General features: G+C 64.5%; 14 protein-coding genes. 2 read left to right on the forward strand and 12 right to left on the reverse strand.

The features are described 5' to 3' along the window. Positions 1–65: 65 nt before the first annotated feature. From MF134_RS06025 to MF134_RS06080, 12 genes are all read right to left on the reverse strand, one after another. Entirely contained in the window at positions 66–1,574 is a 1,509-nt protein-coding gene (locus MF134_RS06025) for a tripartite tricarboxylate transporter permease (protein WP_255338499.1), read from the reverse strand. A 9-nt stretch (positions 1,575–1,583) separates the two neighbouring features. Further along, complete coding sequence (locus MF134_RS06030; RefSeq protein WP_255338500.1) at positions 1,584–2,054, reverse strand: tripartite tricarboxylate transporter TctB family protein; 471 nt, start codon at positions 2,052–2,054, stop codon at positions 1,584–1,586. A gap of 477 nt (positions 2,055–2,531) precedes the next feature. Beyond that, on the reverse strand, positions 2,532–3,512 hold the full coding sequence (locus tag MF134_RS06035; RefSeq protein ID WP_255338501.1) for a tripartite tricarboxylate transporter substrate binding protein: 981 nt from the start codon (positions 3,510–3,512) through the stop codon (positions 2,532–2,534). Positions 3,513–3,897: 385 nt separating this feature from the next. After that, on the reverse strand, positions 3,898–4,740 hold the full coding sequence (locus MF134_RS06040; protein ID WP_255338502.1) for a fumarylacetoacetate hydrolase family protein: 843 nt from the start codon (positions 4,738–4,740) through the stop codon (positions 3,898–3,900). A gap of 78 nt (positions 4,741–4,818) precedes the next feature. Then, complete coding sequence (locus tag MF134_RS06045) at positions 4,819–5,562, reverse strand: SDR family NAD(P)-dependent oxidoreductase (RefSeq protein ID WP_255338503.1); 744 nt, start codon at positions 5,560–5,562, stop codon at positions 4,819–4,821. Positions 5,563–5,719: 157 nt separating this feature from the next. Further along, positions 5,720–6,520, reverse strand: coding sequence for a GntR family transcriptional regulator (locus tag MF134_RS06050; protein WP_255338504.1), 801 nt, complete (start codon positions 6,518–6,520; stop codon positions 5,720–5,722). A gap of 25 nt (positions 6,521–6,545) precedes the next feature. Next, a complete protein-coding gene (locus tag MF134_RS06055) occupies positions 6,546–7,436 on the reverse strand; it encodes an NAD(P)-dependent oxidoreductase (protein WP_255338505.1) in 891 nt (296 codons plus the stop codon). Between the two features lie 176 nt (positions 7,437–7,612). Further along, positions 7,613–8,602: a D-erythronate dehydrogenase gene (gene denD, locus MF134_RS06060; protein WP_255338506.1), complete on the reverse strand. Its 990-nt coding sequence runs from the start codon at positions 8,600–8,602 to the stop codon at positions 7,613–7,615. A 309-nt stretch (positions 8,603–8,911) separates the two neighbouring features. After that, on the reverse strand, positions 8,912–9,664 hold the full coding sequence (locus MF134_RS06065) for an SDR family oxidoreductase (RefSeq protein WP_255338507.1): 753 nt from the start codon (positions 9,662–9,664) through the stop codon (positions 8,912–8,914). 55 nt (positions 9,665–9,719) lie between these two features. Then, on the reverse strand, positions 9,720–11,540 hold the full coding sequence (locus tag MF134_RS06070; protein ID WP_255338508.1) for an IlvD/Edd family dehydratase: 1,821 nt from the start codon (positions 11,538–11,540) through the stop codon (positions 9,720–9,722). A gap of 313 nt (positions 11,541–11,853) precedes the next feature. Then, a complete protein-coding gene (locus MF134_RS06075; RefSeq protein WP_255338509.1) occupies positions 11,854–12,252 on the reverse strand; it encodes a DUF1761 domain-containing protein in 399 nt (132 codons plus the stop codon). A 93-nt stretch (positions 12,253–12,345) separates the two neighbouring features. Then, positions 12,346–12,963, reverse strand: a complete 618-nt coding sequence (locus tag MF134_RS06080; RefSeq protein ID WP_255338536.1) for a class I SAM-dependent methyltransferase — start codon at positions 12,961–12,963, stop codon at positions 12,346–12,348. A 215-nt stretch (positions 12,964–13,178) separates the two neighbouring features. Between MF134_RS06080 and MF134_RS06085 the strand changes: the two genes are divergently transcribed. Then, positions 13,179–14,228: an enoyl-CoA hydratase/isomerase family protein gene (locus tag MF134_RS06085; protein WP_255338510.1), complete on the forward strand. Its 1,050-nt coding sequence runs from the start codon at positions 13,179–13,181 to the stop codon at positions 14,226–14,228. 11 nt (positions 14,229–14,239) lie between these two features. Beyond that, entirely contained in the window at positions 14,240–15,103 is an 864-nt protein-coding gene (gene mmsB, locus MF134_RS06090) for a 3-hydroxyisobutyrate dehydrogenase (protein ID WP_255338537.1), read from the forward strand. The last annotated feature ends 63 nt before the right edge of the window (positions 15,104–15,166 follow it).

Consider the following 15,166-nt stretch of genomic DNA (forward strand, 5'->3'; position numbering starts at 1 on the left):
CCTCGGTGGCGGAGTTCGTGATTTCGGCTCGTTGCCGGTGAGCGGGCGGGAGACCCGTCTTCGCCTTACCGGGCGGGGTCGGTCGACGGTGTCGTGCGATTTCGGCGCAGGAGCAGCATGACCAGCGGAATACACCAGATGGCGATGGTGAAGAAGCCGAGGCCCGCCGCGATCGGCCGTTCGAAGAAGGCGAGGAAGCTGCCGTCGGACTTGATCATCGAGGTCACGAAATTCTGCTCCAGCATCGGTCCCAGGACGAGGCCGAGGATCGCCGGTGCGATAGGAATATCGTTCTCCTCCATCAGAAAGCCGATGACGCCGAAGATCAGCATCAGGACGATGCCGAAGGGGGAATTGTTGATGGCGAAGGAGCCGACGATGCAGAACATCAGGATCATCGGCATCAGGACACGGCTTGGAATCGACAGGATTGTGCGCGCCGTCTTGATGGCCACCCAGCCGAACGGCAGCATGATGATGTTGGCGAGGAAGAAGACGACGAAGACGGCGTAGATCAGCTCCGGCTGGTTGATGAAGATGGTCGGGCCGGGATTGAGGCCCTTCACATAGAGGACGCCGATGACGATCGCGGTGATCGAATCGCCGGGAATGCCGAAGACCAGCGCCGGAATCCAGGCACCGCTGACCGCGCCATTGTTCGAGGAACCCGCCTCGACCAGGCCTTCCACATGGCCGGTGCCGAATTTCTCCTTCTGTTTGGAGAACTTCTTCGAGACGGCATAGGAGATCCAGGCCGCGATGTCGGCACCGGCGCCGGGAAGCGCCCCGATCGCCGTGCCGAGAACGCTGCCGCGCATCACTTGGGCCGGGTAACGGCGCAGATTGGTCCATTGCTTCCGGAAGATCCCGCTCTTGCCGACCTTTTCGACAGCCGGGCGATCGGCCCCGGAGACCACCGCCCGGAACACTTCCGACACGGCGAAGAGGCCGATCATGGCGGGAATGAACTGGACGCCCGCCAGAAGTTCGACATTGCCGAAGGTGTAGCGGGGCTGGCCGGCCGGATTGTCGATGCCGATGGTTGCGGCGAAGAGCCCGATGACGAGGGAAATCAGGCCGCGGGAGACGGCGCCCGGCGAGACGAAGATCGCGCAGGAAAGCCCCAGGACGACCAGCCAGAAATATTCGAAGGACGAGAAGCGGAGCGCGATATCCGCGAGGACCGGCGAGGCCGTGATCAGGACGATGGTGCCGAAAATGCCGCCGATCGCCGAAAACACCAAGGCCGCGCCGAGCGCCTCCTCCGCGAGGCCCTTTCGCGTCATGCGATAGGCGTCTTCGACATAGGCCGCGCTCGCCGGCGTGCCGGGCATGCGCAGGAGCGTGCCGGGAATGTCGCCGGCGAAGATCGCCATGGCCGTGGCGGTCACGATCGCGGCGATCGCCGGCACCGGGTCCATGAAGAAGGTCACGGGAACGAGAAGCGCCGTCGCCATGGTGGCCGTGAGGCCCGGGATCGCGCCGACGAACATGCCGAAGGCGGCCGAGCCGAGAATGACCAGAAGCACATAGGGCTGGAAGACGAGCGCGAACGCCTCGGAAAGAACACCCATGACCGAACGCTACCAGAGAAAGCCGAGCATGTCGCTGCGCGGCAGCGGGACGAGGAGCAGCCGCCCGAAGGACTGCTGGATGACGACGCAGGCGGCGACGGAGACCGCGACTGCCAGAAGGGGATTGGTCCTGAGCGTTATCATCAGCGCGGCCATGACCACGAAGGCGGACGGCACGAAGCCGATCACCGGCGAAAGCACGATGTAGAAGATGACGAGGCCGATCGCGACGAGAAGCGCCATGCCGGCCTTTGGTCCGACCCAGTCGGCCCATTCGAGCCGGGGGATCCGCGCGCCCTTCACGACGCTGGAGCCGATCAGGAAAAGGCCGAGGCCCATGGTCACGAAGCTCACCGCCCTGGGCATCGTGCCAGCGCCATAGGACTGGCCGGGAATGTCGGTGAAGGGGATCGCCGAGACATAGATGGCGATCCCGCCGACGAGCACGATGATGCCGAGAAGAAGATCGTTGAACTTCATGTTTCTCTTGCTATCTCATGGGGCAGAATTGGATATTGGTTTCTCTCAATTTATTTTGATCTAAAAAAATGCATCATATGATCCATTTTTTGCATATATCCAAGTCATTTTCGGTCTGAATGCAATTCCGAACATGAGTAAATAAGAAGTAAGACATGCAAGTAGAAGCCAGTTCCTCGATTATTTCCCTGCGACTGGCCGCAGTCCCATCTGAATCATCTATTTTTGTTGTGATTTGTTTGCGTTGTTGCTCATCGAGAGATTGAGAGATAAAGCAAAGGCCATTGACTGGCTCGTTGTGGCATGCACCAAGCGCAATTGCTGTGATGGGCAATATTAACGCCATCGATACGACCTTGGTCGTCTGGTGCCGACGAGGCGAGAACCCAAATTTCAAGATCTTCACCGGTATGGAGTGTTGGATCGTCGGCTCGCCCTCCGATGTTGGAACATCGAAGGGCGAAGTAGCAAATTCACCTACTGTGCGAGGCCGGCCTTGTTCATGACCTCGCCGAGGGAGGCGTCGTCCTCGGCGACGATCTTCGTCGCCTCGTCACCGGCCGCCCAGCGCACGCCAAAGCCCCGATCCTTCATGAAGGACTGATACTCGTCGGAGTTATAGGCAGTCTCGATCGCCGAGATCAGCTTCTGCTCGACCTCTTCCGGCAGGCCATCCGGGGCGGCGACGGCGCGCCAGACGGCGAGCGTCCAGTCCGAACCTGTGCCTTCCTTCAGCGTCGGCACGTCCGGGAACAGGTCCTGGCGCTCCGCCGACATGGAGGCGAGCGGGCGCACGCGGCCGGCCTCGATCATCGAGCGGCCTTCCGCGAGCGAGGACGGCACGATGTCGACACCGCCGGCCACCATGTCGGTAATGCCGGGGGCTGCACCCTGGCTCGGCACGAAGGTCACGTAATCGGGCTCCAGCCCTTCCGAAAGCAGCCAGCCGGCGAGGCCCAGATGCCAGATGCCGCCCTGGCCGGTGCCGGACGCCTTGAACGTGCCCTTGGGCTCGGCCTTGATAGCGTCGAGAAGCCCCTGGACCGTTTCGTATTCGGAATCGGCCGAGACCATCACGCCGCCCGGATCGGCATTGACCAGGGCCAGAATGTCGAAATCCTCATAGGTGAGCTCGGTCAGGCCCTGCCAGTGCATCATGTCGATCTCGATCGTCATGATGCCGATCGTGTAGCCGTCCGGCTCGGCATTGGCGATCGCGCTGTGGCCGACGACGCCGGAACCGCCCGTGCGGTTGACGACATTGACCGGGACCCCGAGTTCCTCCTGCAGGATGGAGGCGATGATACGTCCGACGGCGTCGGTGCCGCCGCCCGCGCCCCAGGGCACGATCATCTGGATCGGACGGCTCGGATAGTCTTCCTGCGCGCTCGCCACGCCGGTGACGGCGAGGCTCGCAGCGGCGGCAATGGTCGTTGCGAGTAGGGTTCGTCTCAGCATCATTTCCTCCCGATGAATTCTCCCGGCGGAGGCCGGGCTTTCCGAAATGCGGACCGGTGGCGCTCGCCGCACCGGCAGGCTCGTCTGACGGATCTCGCGCTCCGCGTTCATGAAGCGCGGGTGCCGGCATTCCGGGGCGCTTCCTCCCAGTCGCGCCCCTTGTCTTCCGCATGTCACGAGACCCCACTATCCGGGCATGCGGCTTTGCTGTCAACGTATACGTAACCGATTATCCCATTTGCAGAAAACGGGATTCGCGAGCGTGTCGCCGCTCGCCTCGTAACCCCACGCCAGGTCTGCACATCGCCGGTCGCGATCGACCGGCTGCGAGCCATTCAGCCGCCGGCTTCGAAAGCCGGGGCTGAAGGGTCAATGCAATCGCGCCTCAGGCGGCGACGACCGTCTGCTTCTGCTCGCCGAGACCCGCAATGCCGAGGGTCATTACGTCGCCGACCTTCAGATATTGCGGCGGCTTCATGCCCATGCCGACGCCCGGAGGGGTCCCGGTGGTGATCACGTCGCCCGGCATCAGCGTCATGAACTGGCTGAGATAGGAGACGAGGTGGGGCACGTTGAAGATCATGGTCGAAGTGGTGCCGGTCTGGCGCCGCTCGCCATTGACGTCCAGCCACATGTCGAGGTCGTGCACGTCGGCCACCTCGTCCTTGGTGACGAGCCAGGGGCCGAGCGGGCCGAAGGTGTCGTGGCTCTTGCCCTTGGTCCACTGGCCCTGACGCTTGGTCTGGAAGTTCCGCTCCGAGACGTCGTTCATCACGGCAAAGCCGGCGACATAGTCCATCGCCTCGGATTCGCTGACATATTTTGTCCGCGAGCCGATGATCACCGCAAGCTCGACCTCCCAGTCGAGCGCTTCGGAACCGCGCGGCAGTTCCACGTCGTCATTCGGACCGCACAGCGCGTTGATCTGCTTGGTGAAGATGATCGGCTCCGATGGCGGCTGGGCGCCGGTCTCGGCTGCATGGTCGGAGTAGTTGAGGCCGATGCAGATGATCTTCGAGATGCCGCCGACGCAGGGGCCGAAGCGCGGTGTGCCTTCGACCACGGACAGCGAGCTGGGGTCGATGCCCTTGAGGGCCGTGAGCCCCTTCTGCGACAGGGTATCGCCGGCAATGTCCGGCACCTGGCCCGTCAGATCGCGCAGCTTTCCGTCGGCATCGATCAGGCCGGGCTTTTCCTGCCCCGCAGGGCCGTAGCGAACGAGTTTCATGGTGTCCTTTCGATTCTCATGGGACGATGGCGGAAGGGTTGCGGTCCCTCCCGCCGAAGGCGGTGCGGTGACCTTGCCTCAATACACAGCGCGGCCGCCGGAAATGTCGAACACGGCGCCGGTGGCGAAGGAGCATTCCTCGGAAGAGAGCCAGGCGATCATCGCGGCGACTTCCTTCGGTTCGACGAAGCGGTTGAGCGGGATCTTCGACAGCATGAAGTCGATGTGTTCCTGGCTCATCTGATCGAAGATGGCGGTGCGGGCGGCGGCCGGCGTGATGCAGTTGACCAGTACGCCCGAGCCGGCGAGTTCCTTGCCGAGGGACTTGGTGAGCCCAATGAGTCCTGCCTTGGACGCCGAATAGTGCGAGGCGTTCGGATTGCCCTCCTTGCCGGCAATCGAGGCGACGTTGACGATGCGGCCGTAACCGGCCGACTTCATCGCGGGAACAAGGGCGCGGGAGGTCAGATAGGGGCCGATCAGATTGACCTCGACGGTCTTTCGCCAGATCGCCGGCTCGAGTTCCCAGGTCTTGCCGTTGCCGCCCGTGATGCCGGCATTGTTGACAAGAATGTCCACCGTGCCGCCGGCAGTCGCATCCTTCGCCGCCTTGTCGACCGAAGTCTCGTCGGTGAGTTCGACGACGGCGCCGCTCGCCTTGTCGCCGAGTTTCGCGACCGCCTCCTCGATCGCGGCCCCGTCCATGTCCCAGAGGATGACGCTGGCTCCGCTTGCGATCATGCGTTCCGCCGTGGCGAGCCCGATACCGCGCGCTCCGCCGGTGACGATCGCCCGCCGGCCTTCAAGGTCGATTCGATTCATTCCTTCCCTCCCATGCCGGCGCGTCGACGACACCGCTGACCAGTGCACGGATGACGCATCATCCTAGCCGTTTCGCATACATATCGCCGCGCGGCAATCAATGTATACGTCATTCACTTCTGTCCTGTCGGTCGGGCAAAGAAAGCCGTGAACCGCCTCATCCGTCCGAAAACCCGGCCGCCTGCCGACGCAGCAGCGACAGCGCCATCCTGTCCGCCCGATCGCGATGCTGGGCGTAAAGATGTGCCGCCAGACGTTCGTCGCCAGCGCGGATCGCCGCAAAGATCGCGCGATGCTCGCGGTTGGACTGGGTCGGGCGGGGTCTCAGCCGGACGATCGCCATATGGGCGCGATACTGCTGGTCCCAGCACAGCCTGAGGGCGGCCTGAAGCCGCCGATTCTCGCACAGGCCGACGATTTCGGAGTGGAAGATGTTGTCGAGATCGGACCATTGCACGATGTCGCCGCGCTCGGTCTCGCGCTCCATCTGGTCTAGCAGGCCGGACAGGCGCCGGGCTTCTTCCGAACTGAGGCCCCGACGGGTCAGCAGCGCCGCCGCCTTGACCTCGAGCGGCGAAAGGACGTCGTAGATCTGGGACAGATCGTCGAGGGACTGGGACTTGACGGTGATGCCATGGCGCGGCTGGACCCGGACGAGGTCTTCTTCCTCCAGCCGGATCAGCGCCTCGCGCACCGGCGTGCGGCTGAGGCCGAGAAGATTGGCGACCTCGGCCTCCAGAAGCTGGGTGCCCGGCGGCAGGCGACCCTCCAGAATGCGGAATTTCAGCTCGTGATAGGCCCGGTCTCGCGCCGGCATGCGGCCGACGCCTTCGCGGCTCGGCCGGGGGCGCGAAGAGCCGGTCGCGAGCGCGTCGCGCAACCGGCCGCGCCGCGCCCTCTCGGATGGCTCGGCGACGCCGGCTTCGATCTTCTCCCGGTCTTGGTCGATCTCGGACATGGTAGCTTCTAGCGTGCTGCGACGATCATGCCTTGGGCACTCCGTTCAACTCCCGGATGATGTCGGCGAGCGTCGGCAGATAACCGTCCCCATGGCCGAGCGCCTCGGCGGTGGCGTAGTTGTTCTTGACGCTCGACGAGACATGGGAGGCGATGCCGCTCTCATTGGCGAGCGAGACCACGTAGCGCATGTCCTTGTGGGCGTTTCTCAGCGCGAATTTGTGGGCATTCGGATCGCCGCCGACCACGTAGTTCATGAAGGTCTGGTAGAAGCCGCAATCCATCCGGCCGCCACCGATGACGCCGTGGAAGGTCTCCGGCGTGATGCCGTTCTTGCCTCCGATCGCCAACGCCTCGGAATAGAGCGCCGCATAGCCGAGGGAGATGAAGTTGTTCAGAAGCTTCATCGTGTGGCCGGCGCCGACCTCGCCCACATGCACCACCTTGCCGGCGATGACGTCGAGCATTGGGCGGACTTTCGAAAAGTCCGCTTCGCTCGCCCCGACCATGACGTCGAGATTGCCTTCCCACGCCTCCTTGGGCGTGCGCGACAGCGGCGCGTCGACGAGGGTAATACCGGCTTCGTTGCAGCGCGCGGCAAGCGCGCGGGTCGACACCGGATTGGCGGTGGAAGTGTCGATGATCGTCTTCACCGGCCCCTTGGCCGAAAGGATCGCGTCGACCGTCGCCTCGACCTCGGGGCTGCCCGGCAGGCAGAGGAACACGACCTCGCAGGCGCCGCCGATGGCCCCCGCGTCGGCAGCTTCCTTCGCCCCGCGGTCGATCAGATCCTCGATCGGCTCGCGATTGCGATGGGCCATGACGGTCAGCGGATAACCGGCTTCCACCAAATTCTTCGCCATGCCGTGGCCCATCAGCCCGGCCCCGATGAAGCCGATATGGGGGTGGTCGCTCATGGGTGGTTCTCCCTTTGATCTTTCATCCGTCGTGTTACCCCCTCTGCCTGCCGGCATCTCCCCCGCAAGGGGGGAGAAAGGCCTTCATAAACGCTTCCTCCACTTTCCCCCTTGCGGGGAAGATGTCACGAAGTGACAGAGGGGGGGTGTCTCGGCACACCCTTTGTCAGCGAAGATCAGCGCGGACTTCCTTGCGTTTTCGCCGCCTCGTCGGCCATGTGGGCGCGGATGATGTCGGCGAAGTCGGCATCGGCGGAAAAGCCCATCTCCTCTGCCCGGCTGGCATCGAAGTTGCGGGGCCAGCCGGCGACGATCTTCTCGATCACCGCGTCCGGTTCCCGGCGGATTCGGCCGGCAACCTCGTCTCCCGCTACCACGCGCAACGCCTCGATCATTTCGGCAATGGTCACCGACAGGCCGGGCATGGTGAGGCAGCGCCGCGCCCCGAGACGCTCCGTGTCCATGAGGGCGGCATGCATCAGGAAACCGACTGCCGCAGCCGGGCTCGCCACCCAGTGGCGGACGTCGTCGGCCACCGGCAGGATGGCTTCCTGACCGGCGAGCGGCTCACGGATGATTCCCGAAAAGAAGCTCGACGCCGCCTTGTTCGGCTTGCCGGGCCGCACCACGATGGTTGGCAGGCGGATGCCGACCCCGTCGACATAACCCTTGCGGCTGTAGTCGTTGAGGAGGAGTTCGCAGATCGCCTTCTGGGTCCCGTAGCTGGTCAGCGGAGCGGAGAGGAAGGTGTCGCCGATCGGCTCCTCGAAGGGGGCGCCGAATACCGCGATCGAGGAGGTGAAGACGAGACGCGGCCGATAGACGTCGCCCTCGTGACGGATCGCCTCGAGGAGATGGGACATGCCGTCCAGATTGATCCGGTAGCCCTTCTCGAAATCGGCCTCGGCCTCGCCCGAAACGATGGCAGCGAGATGGAAGATGATGTCCGGCCGCTTGGCGACCAGCGCCTCGATCTCGGACCGGTCGGAAATGTCGCCCGCCTTCGCCTCGATCGTGATGCCCTCGGGCGAAGCGATGTCGGCTTCGACCACGTCGAAGGCTTCGATGACGTCGATGTCCTGCCCGGCGATCCGCCGTTCGGCGACGAGGCGATCGATCAGCCGCCGCCCGACCATGCCCGCCGCTCCGAGGATCAGGATCCGCATTGTGTTTTCCTCCTCTTGTGCACCGCTGGCAGGTGCCAGGCCAAGACGACCAATGCCGTCTTCGTTCGGCGATTTGCATCAGCGTTCAAACTCTCGCCGGCGTCACCCTCGGGTCTGTCCCGAGGGTCTATTGCCTTTGGAATTCAGAACCTTTCCCGGACTCCATGACGGCCCTGAAGCGATTTATCGTGACGCTGGCAGTAGATCCCCGGGACAAGCCCGAGGATGACGTTGCTGCCGCGTGGACGACTTGCGTTGCGTGGGCCAGTTTCCCCCGAAAAACGTTGTTTTCCGGCCCCCGGCTTCCAGTCACAACGACCAGCCCCCATCGATCAACTGCGTCGTGCCGGTCGTGAAGGCGCTGTCGTCCGAGGCGAGATAGACCGCCAGCGCGGCGATTTCGGCCGCGCGGCCGAGCCGGCCCATGGGCTGGCGCTCGATGAACATGGCGCGGGCCTTTTCCGTGCCGCCGACGGACTTGCCGAGTTCGGCGATGCGGCCGTCGAGCGAGGGCGATTCGATCGTGCCGGGGCAGATGGCGTTACACCGGATGCCCTGCTTGATGAAGTCGATGGCGATCGAGCGGGTGAGGCCCACCACGGCAGCCTTGGACGCCATGTAGACGTAGCGATTGGGTGCCGCCTTGATGGAGGAGGCGGCCGAAGACATGTTGATGATCGACCCGCCGCCCTCTTCCAGCATGCGCGGCAGGAGCCCCGAGATCATCCGGTGCATCGCCTTGACGTTGAGGTCGAAAGAGAAATCCCAGGCCTGCTCGTCGCAGTCGAGCACTGTGCCGTGATGGACGTAGCCGGCGCAGTTGAACAGGATGTCCGGCGTCTCGATCCCGGCGAGATAGGTGGACACGGCGTCCGAATCGGTCACGTCGAGGCTCGCCAGATGGGCATTTCCGGCATGGTCGAGCCCGGTGAGCTTCTGGGCGTCGAGGTCGCTGGCGTAAACCGTGGCCCCCTCGGCGACGAAAGCTTCCGCCACGGCCCGGCCGATGCCCTGACCGGCGGCGGTGCAGACGGCGATCTTGCCTTCCAGGCGTTTGGTCATTCTGGTTCGCTTTCTTTTGTTGTCTTCCCCCGTGCGGCTCTTTGCACCGCAGCGGTCAATGGTTGTCGCGCGGCACCTTCGGCATGTCGCCATTCGCACCGCCCTGGGCGAGGCGCTGATAGGCGACGGCGGGCTTCAGCACCATGCCGGTCTCGAATTGCGACACGATTCCGCGCTGGATTTCCTGCCAGGGCGTCTGATGCGGCGGGAAGGCATAGCCGCCGGCATCCGCCAGCGCCTTGGCGCGGGCCTGAAGCTCCTCGTCGGAAATCATTATGTCCGCCGTGCCGCGGCCGAGATCGATCCTCACCCGGTCGCCGGTCTGAAGCAGGGCGAGGCCGCCTCCGGCCGCCGCTTCCGGCGAGGCGTTGAGAATTGATGGCGAGCCGGAGGTCCCGGACTGCCGACCGTCACCGATGCAGGGAAGCTCGGTGATGCCGCGTTTGATGAGGTAGTCGGGCGCTCGCATGTTCACGACTTCCGCGCCGCCCGGATAGCCGATCGGCCCGGCACCGCGCATGAATAGGATCGAGTTCTCGTCGATCTCGAGTGCCGGATCGTCGATGCGGTGGTGATAGTCCTCCGGCCCGTCGAAGACGATCGCCTTGCCCTCGAAGGCCATCGGGTCTTCGGGGTTTTCGAGATACTGTTTCCGGAACCCGGGCGAGACCACCGACAGCTTCATGATCGCCGAGGAGAACAGATTGCCCTTGAGGACGCGGAAGCCGGCGCGGGCCTTCAGCGGGTTGTCGTAGGGGCGGATGACGTTCTCGTCCTCGATCACGGCGCCGCGGCAATTTTCGCCGATCGTCTTGCCGTTGGCAGTGATGGCATTCTCGTTGATCAGGCCCTTCTCGATCAACTGGCCGACCACGGCCGGCACGCCGCCAGCGTGGTAATAATCCTCGCCGAGATATTCGCCGGCCGGCTGCAGATTGACGAGGAGCGGAATGTCCTCGCCATAGTCCTGCCAGTCGTCGATCGAAAGCTCCACGCCCACATGGCGGGCGAGTGCGTTCAGATGGATCGGCGCGTTGGTGGAGCCGCCGATCGCCGAATTCACCCGGATCGCATTGATGAAGGCGTCGCGGGTCATGATGTCGGAGGGTTTGAGGTCCTCGCGCACCATGTCGACGATGCGCTTTCCGGAGAGATAGGCCATCTCCTGGCGGTCGCGATAGGGCGCAGGGATCGCCGCCGAGCCCGGCAGCTGCATGCCCAGCGCCTCGGCGAGCGAGTTCATCGTCGTCGCCGTGCCCATGGTGTTGCAATAGCCGGTCGATGGGGCGGAGGAGGCCACGAGCTTGACGAAGCCCGGATAGTCGATCTCGCCGGCGGCCATCAGTTCGCGGGCTTTCCAGACGATGGTGCCCGAACCGGTGCGCTCGCCACGGAACCAGCCGTTCAGCATCGGACCGACGGAGAGCGCGATCGCCGGAATGTTCACCGTCGCCGCCGCCATCAGGCAGGCGGGCGTGGTCTTGTCGCAGCCGATGGTCAGCACCACGCCGTCGAGGGGATAGCCGTAGAGCACCTCGACAAGGCCGAGATAGGCGAGATTGCGGTCGAGCGCGGCGGTCGGTCGCTTGCCGGTTTCCTGGATCGGATGGACCGGGAACTCGATGGCGACGCCTCCGGCCTCGCGAATGCCTTCGCGTAGGCGCTTGGCAAGTTCGAGGTGATGCCGGTTGCAGGGCGACAGGTCCGATCCGGTCTGGGCGATGCCGATGATTGGCTTGCCGGATTGCAGCTCGTCCTGACTCAGGCCGAAATTCAGGTAGCGCTCCAGATAGAGCGCCGTCATGTCGGGATTGGACGGATTGTCGAACCATGCGCGCGAGCGCAGGGGGACCGTCGGCGCAGTCTTGTCGGTCATTGCATCTCCCGGCCCGCTTCTGTTCATCCGGGGCCGCCTCTCATTTCAAACAATGTATACGATAAGAGGAGCCGGTCGCAATTCCTTCCTGCCGAAATGCGGCAAGAAAACCGCAACCCTCGGCATTCAAGCCGTTCCCCGCGATCGCAGGCCCTCCACGCGACCCCTGCTGGAACCAAAATCAATGCGCGATTGCGCATACGCCGCGTGACCAGAAGGTGGGTCAGGCGGTTTGATCAGAACGAAATAGGGCAAGCGGCCCTGTCGTCCCGTTCGGGCAGAAGGCCGGGCCGTCCTGTAACACGCATTGGCCCTAACGGAAGGCTCCGAAGACGGCGCCCTGGGCGAGCAGGACCAAGAGCCAGTGGCCGCCGTCGATCAGCGGCAGATCCCAGCTTCGTCCCTGGAAGCGCGCGTTCACGATCACCGTGGTCATGACGAAGCCCAGCCAGAGGAAGAGGGCGGCGGTGATCGCGTCCAGGAGGGTGTAGCCGTCGAAGTGCGCCAGAAGCACCGCGAAGATCGTCGCCATGATGAATTCTGCGAGAAACGCGATGACAATGTCCGAAGCGCGCTGTCTGGCCTGATCCTCCGCCAAGCCGACCGCCCGCAGCCAGAACCGGCCGAGCGCCGTGTACCAGATCGTGCCCACGATCATCGAGATGACGGTCGCCGTCAGGATCGCGAAGTAGTCGAGGGTCGCAATCGACACCAGTTTCACGCCCCCTTGCCGGCCTCTTGCGCGATCTTGCGTCATGGCTGGAGATTGGTCAACCAAGTCAAGCAGGCAGGAATCCCCGGCTGATCAGGGCTCGGCATGCCAGCGCCAGACGCGGGTCCGCTTGATCTCCTGATCCTCCAGCGCCCGGCTACCCGGCACGCCGTAGGTGGCGAGGTGGGAGAGCCGGTCGCGGGGCAGGTAGGAGCGGCCAGGATCGCCGACGAGGACGACGACCCCCTTCGCCGCAAGAGCCTCGAACCAGGGCGTGATCGCCGCCGCCATCTCGCGGTCGTAGAAGACGTCGCCGACCAGAAGCACGTCGGCCGAAATCTCCTGTCCGACGATGTCTTCGGTGCAGAAGGCGATCGTCGCAGCGGCGCCGGGATTGAGCGGTCGATTGAGCGCGAAGGCGGTGCTGGCAAAGCGGTCGATGTCCACCGCCGTGACCTCGCTCGCGCCGCCAAGGGCCGCGGCCAGGGCGACGAGGCCGGAGCCGGAGGCGAAGTCGACCACGCGGCGCTTTTCGACCCATTCGCGGTGATCGAGGATGAAACGGGCCAACGCCTGTCCGCCGGCCCAGGCGAAGGCCCAGAAGGGGGGCGGCAGACCGAGCGCCTCAAGTTCCTCCTCGGTCTTCAGCCAGATGTCGTGGGCTTCCGAGGCGAGCCGCAGGCGGATCTCTGGCACCAGCGGTGGCGCCATGAGGGTCGTGTTGCGCTCGATGAAACGCCGGGCCCGTGCCGGATCGAGGATCTGGGCTCGGCTGTCGTCTCGGCTCGTCACGTCGCGCGTCCCTTGGCTCTTTTTCCCGAACGGGCGATCGTCTTGTGGCATATCGCAGTCCGGGCCGTCACGCCGGTCCATGGACAAGCGTGAGGGAGGCGACATCTTGGGGCAGCATTGCAGGGAGGCCTGACTTGGCAGAAACCGAAAGCGTCATCATCCGCCAGAGTGGCCGCGCCGGACGCATCACGCTCAACCGGCCGAAGGCGCTGAACGCGCTCGATCTCGACATGGTCCGGGCGATCGAGGCGGCCCTGACGCGTTGGCGCGATGACGACGACGTCGCGCTGGTGATCATCGACGCGGCGGGCGAGAAGGCGTTCTGCGCCGGCGGCGATATTGCGGCGCTCTATCACGAGGGCAAGGCCGGGCGTTTCGCGCCGGGCCGGGAATTCTGGGCCGAGGAATATCGCCTCAACCGGATGATCGCGCGCTATCCCAAGCCCTATGTCGCGCTGATGGACGGGATCGTCATGGGCGGCGGCGTCGGCCTGTCGGCCCATGGCGATGTGAGGATCGTGACCGAGCGGTCGATGGTGGCGATGCCCGAATGCGGCATCGGGCTCATCCCGGATGTGGGCGCGACGCGGCTTCTCGCGACCGCCCCGGGCCGGCTCGGCGAATATCTCGGCCTCACCGGCTTTCGCATGAAGGCGGCCGATGCGATCCTCGCCGGCTTTGCCGACGTCCATGTGCCGGCCGAGCGCCTTCCCGAACTTACCGCGCGGCTGGAGGAGACCGGAGATCCGGGCGTTGTCGACGGCTTCGCCACGCCGCCGGAGCCCGGCAAGCTCGAAGCCCGTCGTGAGGACATCGACCGTCTGTTCGCCGGCGAGGATGCCGTCGTGATCCTGACGGCGCTGGAATCCGAGGAAACAGAGTTCGCCGCTGAGACCGCCAAGGCGATCCGGCGCGGCTCGCCCTTGTCCGTCGCCGTCACCCTCGCGCTCGTTCGATCGGTGCGGGATAATCCGACCATCGAAACGGCATTGACGCACGAATACCGCTATACCTATCGCAGCCAGTCCCATGGGGATTTCGTCGAGGGCACCCGCGCCGTGGTGATCGACAAGGACAGGAACCCGCAATGGCCGGTCGCGCGCCAGGAGGATCTGCCGCGCGAATTGGTCGAAGCGGTCATGGCGCCGCTCGGGGACGACGAATTGCGCTTCGACGAAAAATGACGGGAGGAAGCATCATGAAGATCGGATTCATCGGGCTCGGCAATATGGGCGCGCCGATGGCGAAAAACCTGGCGGCGGCCGGCCATGAAGTCACGGGCTACGACACGGCGGATATCTCGGTCGAGGGTGTGGCGAAGGCCGCCGCGATGGAGGATGCGGTTCGGGGTCAGGAAGTGGTGATCACCATGCTTCCCAACGGCCAGATCGTGCGTCGTGTGCATGAAGCGATCATCCGGGCGGCTGATCCCGAGACGCTGATCATCGATTGCTCGACCATCGATATCGAAAGCGCCCGTGCGGTGCACGACATGGCCGCCGAACCGGGGCTTCTCTCCCTCGATGCGCCGGTCTCAGGCGGAACCGGCGGCGCCGCGGCAGGAACGCTGACCTTCATGGTCGGCGGCAGCGACGCGGCCTTCGCCAAGGGCAAGCCGCTGTTCGAGATCATGGGCCGGAAGGCGGTCCATTGCGGCGCGGCCGGCAATGGTCAGGCGGCGAAGATCTGCAACAACATGATCCTCGGCATCTCGATGATCGGCGTCTGCGAGGCGTTTCACCTCGCCGACCGGATCGGGCTCACCCGCCAGGCGATGTTCGACGTCGCCTCCACCTCGTCGGGCTCCTGCTGGTCGCTCAACACCTATTGCCCGGCTCCGGGGGTCGGTCCGGATAGCCCCTCCGACCATGACTACAAGCCGGGATTCGCCGCCGAACTGATGCTGAAGGATCTCGACCTTTCCCAGACGGCCGCCGAAAAGAACGGCGCCGCCACCGAACTCGGCCGCCACGCCCGCGACATTTACAAGGCCTTCGTCGACGGCGGCGGCGAGGGGAAGGACTTTTCGGCGATTCTGGCGAAGCTTGAACAGGGGTGACGCGGATTTTGGAGGACCGCTTCCGATCCGCTTCGTCATCCTCGACCCGCAGGGTCGGGGATC

The sequence above is a fragment of the Jiella marina genome (assembly GCF_024359545.1).
Taxonomy (GTDB): domain Bacteria; phylum Pseudomonadota; class Alphaproteobacteria; order Rhizobiales; family Rhizobiaceae; genus Jiella.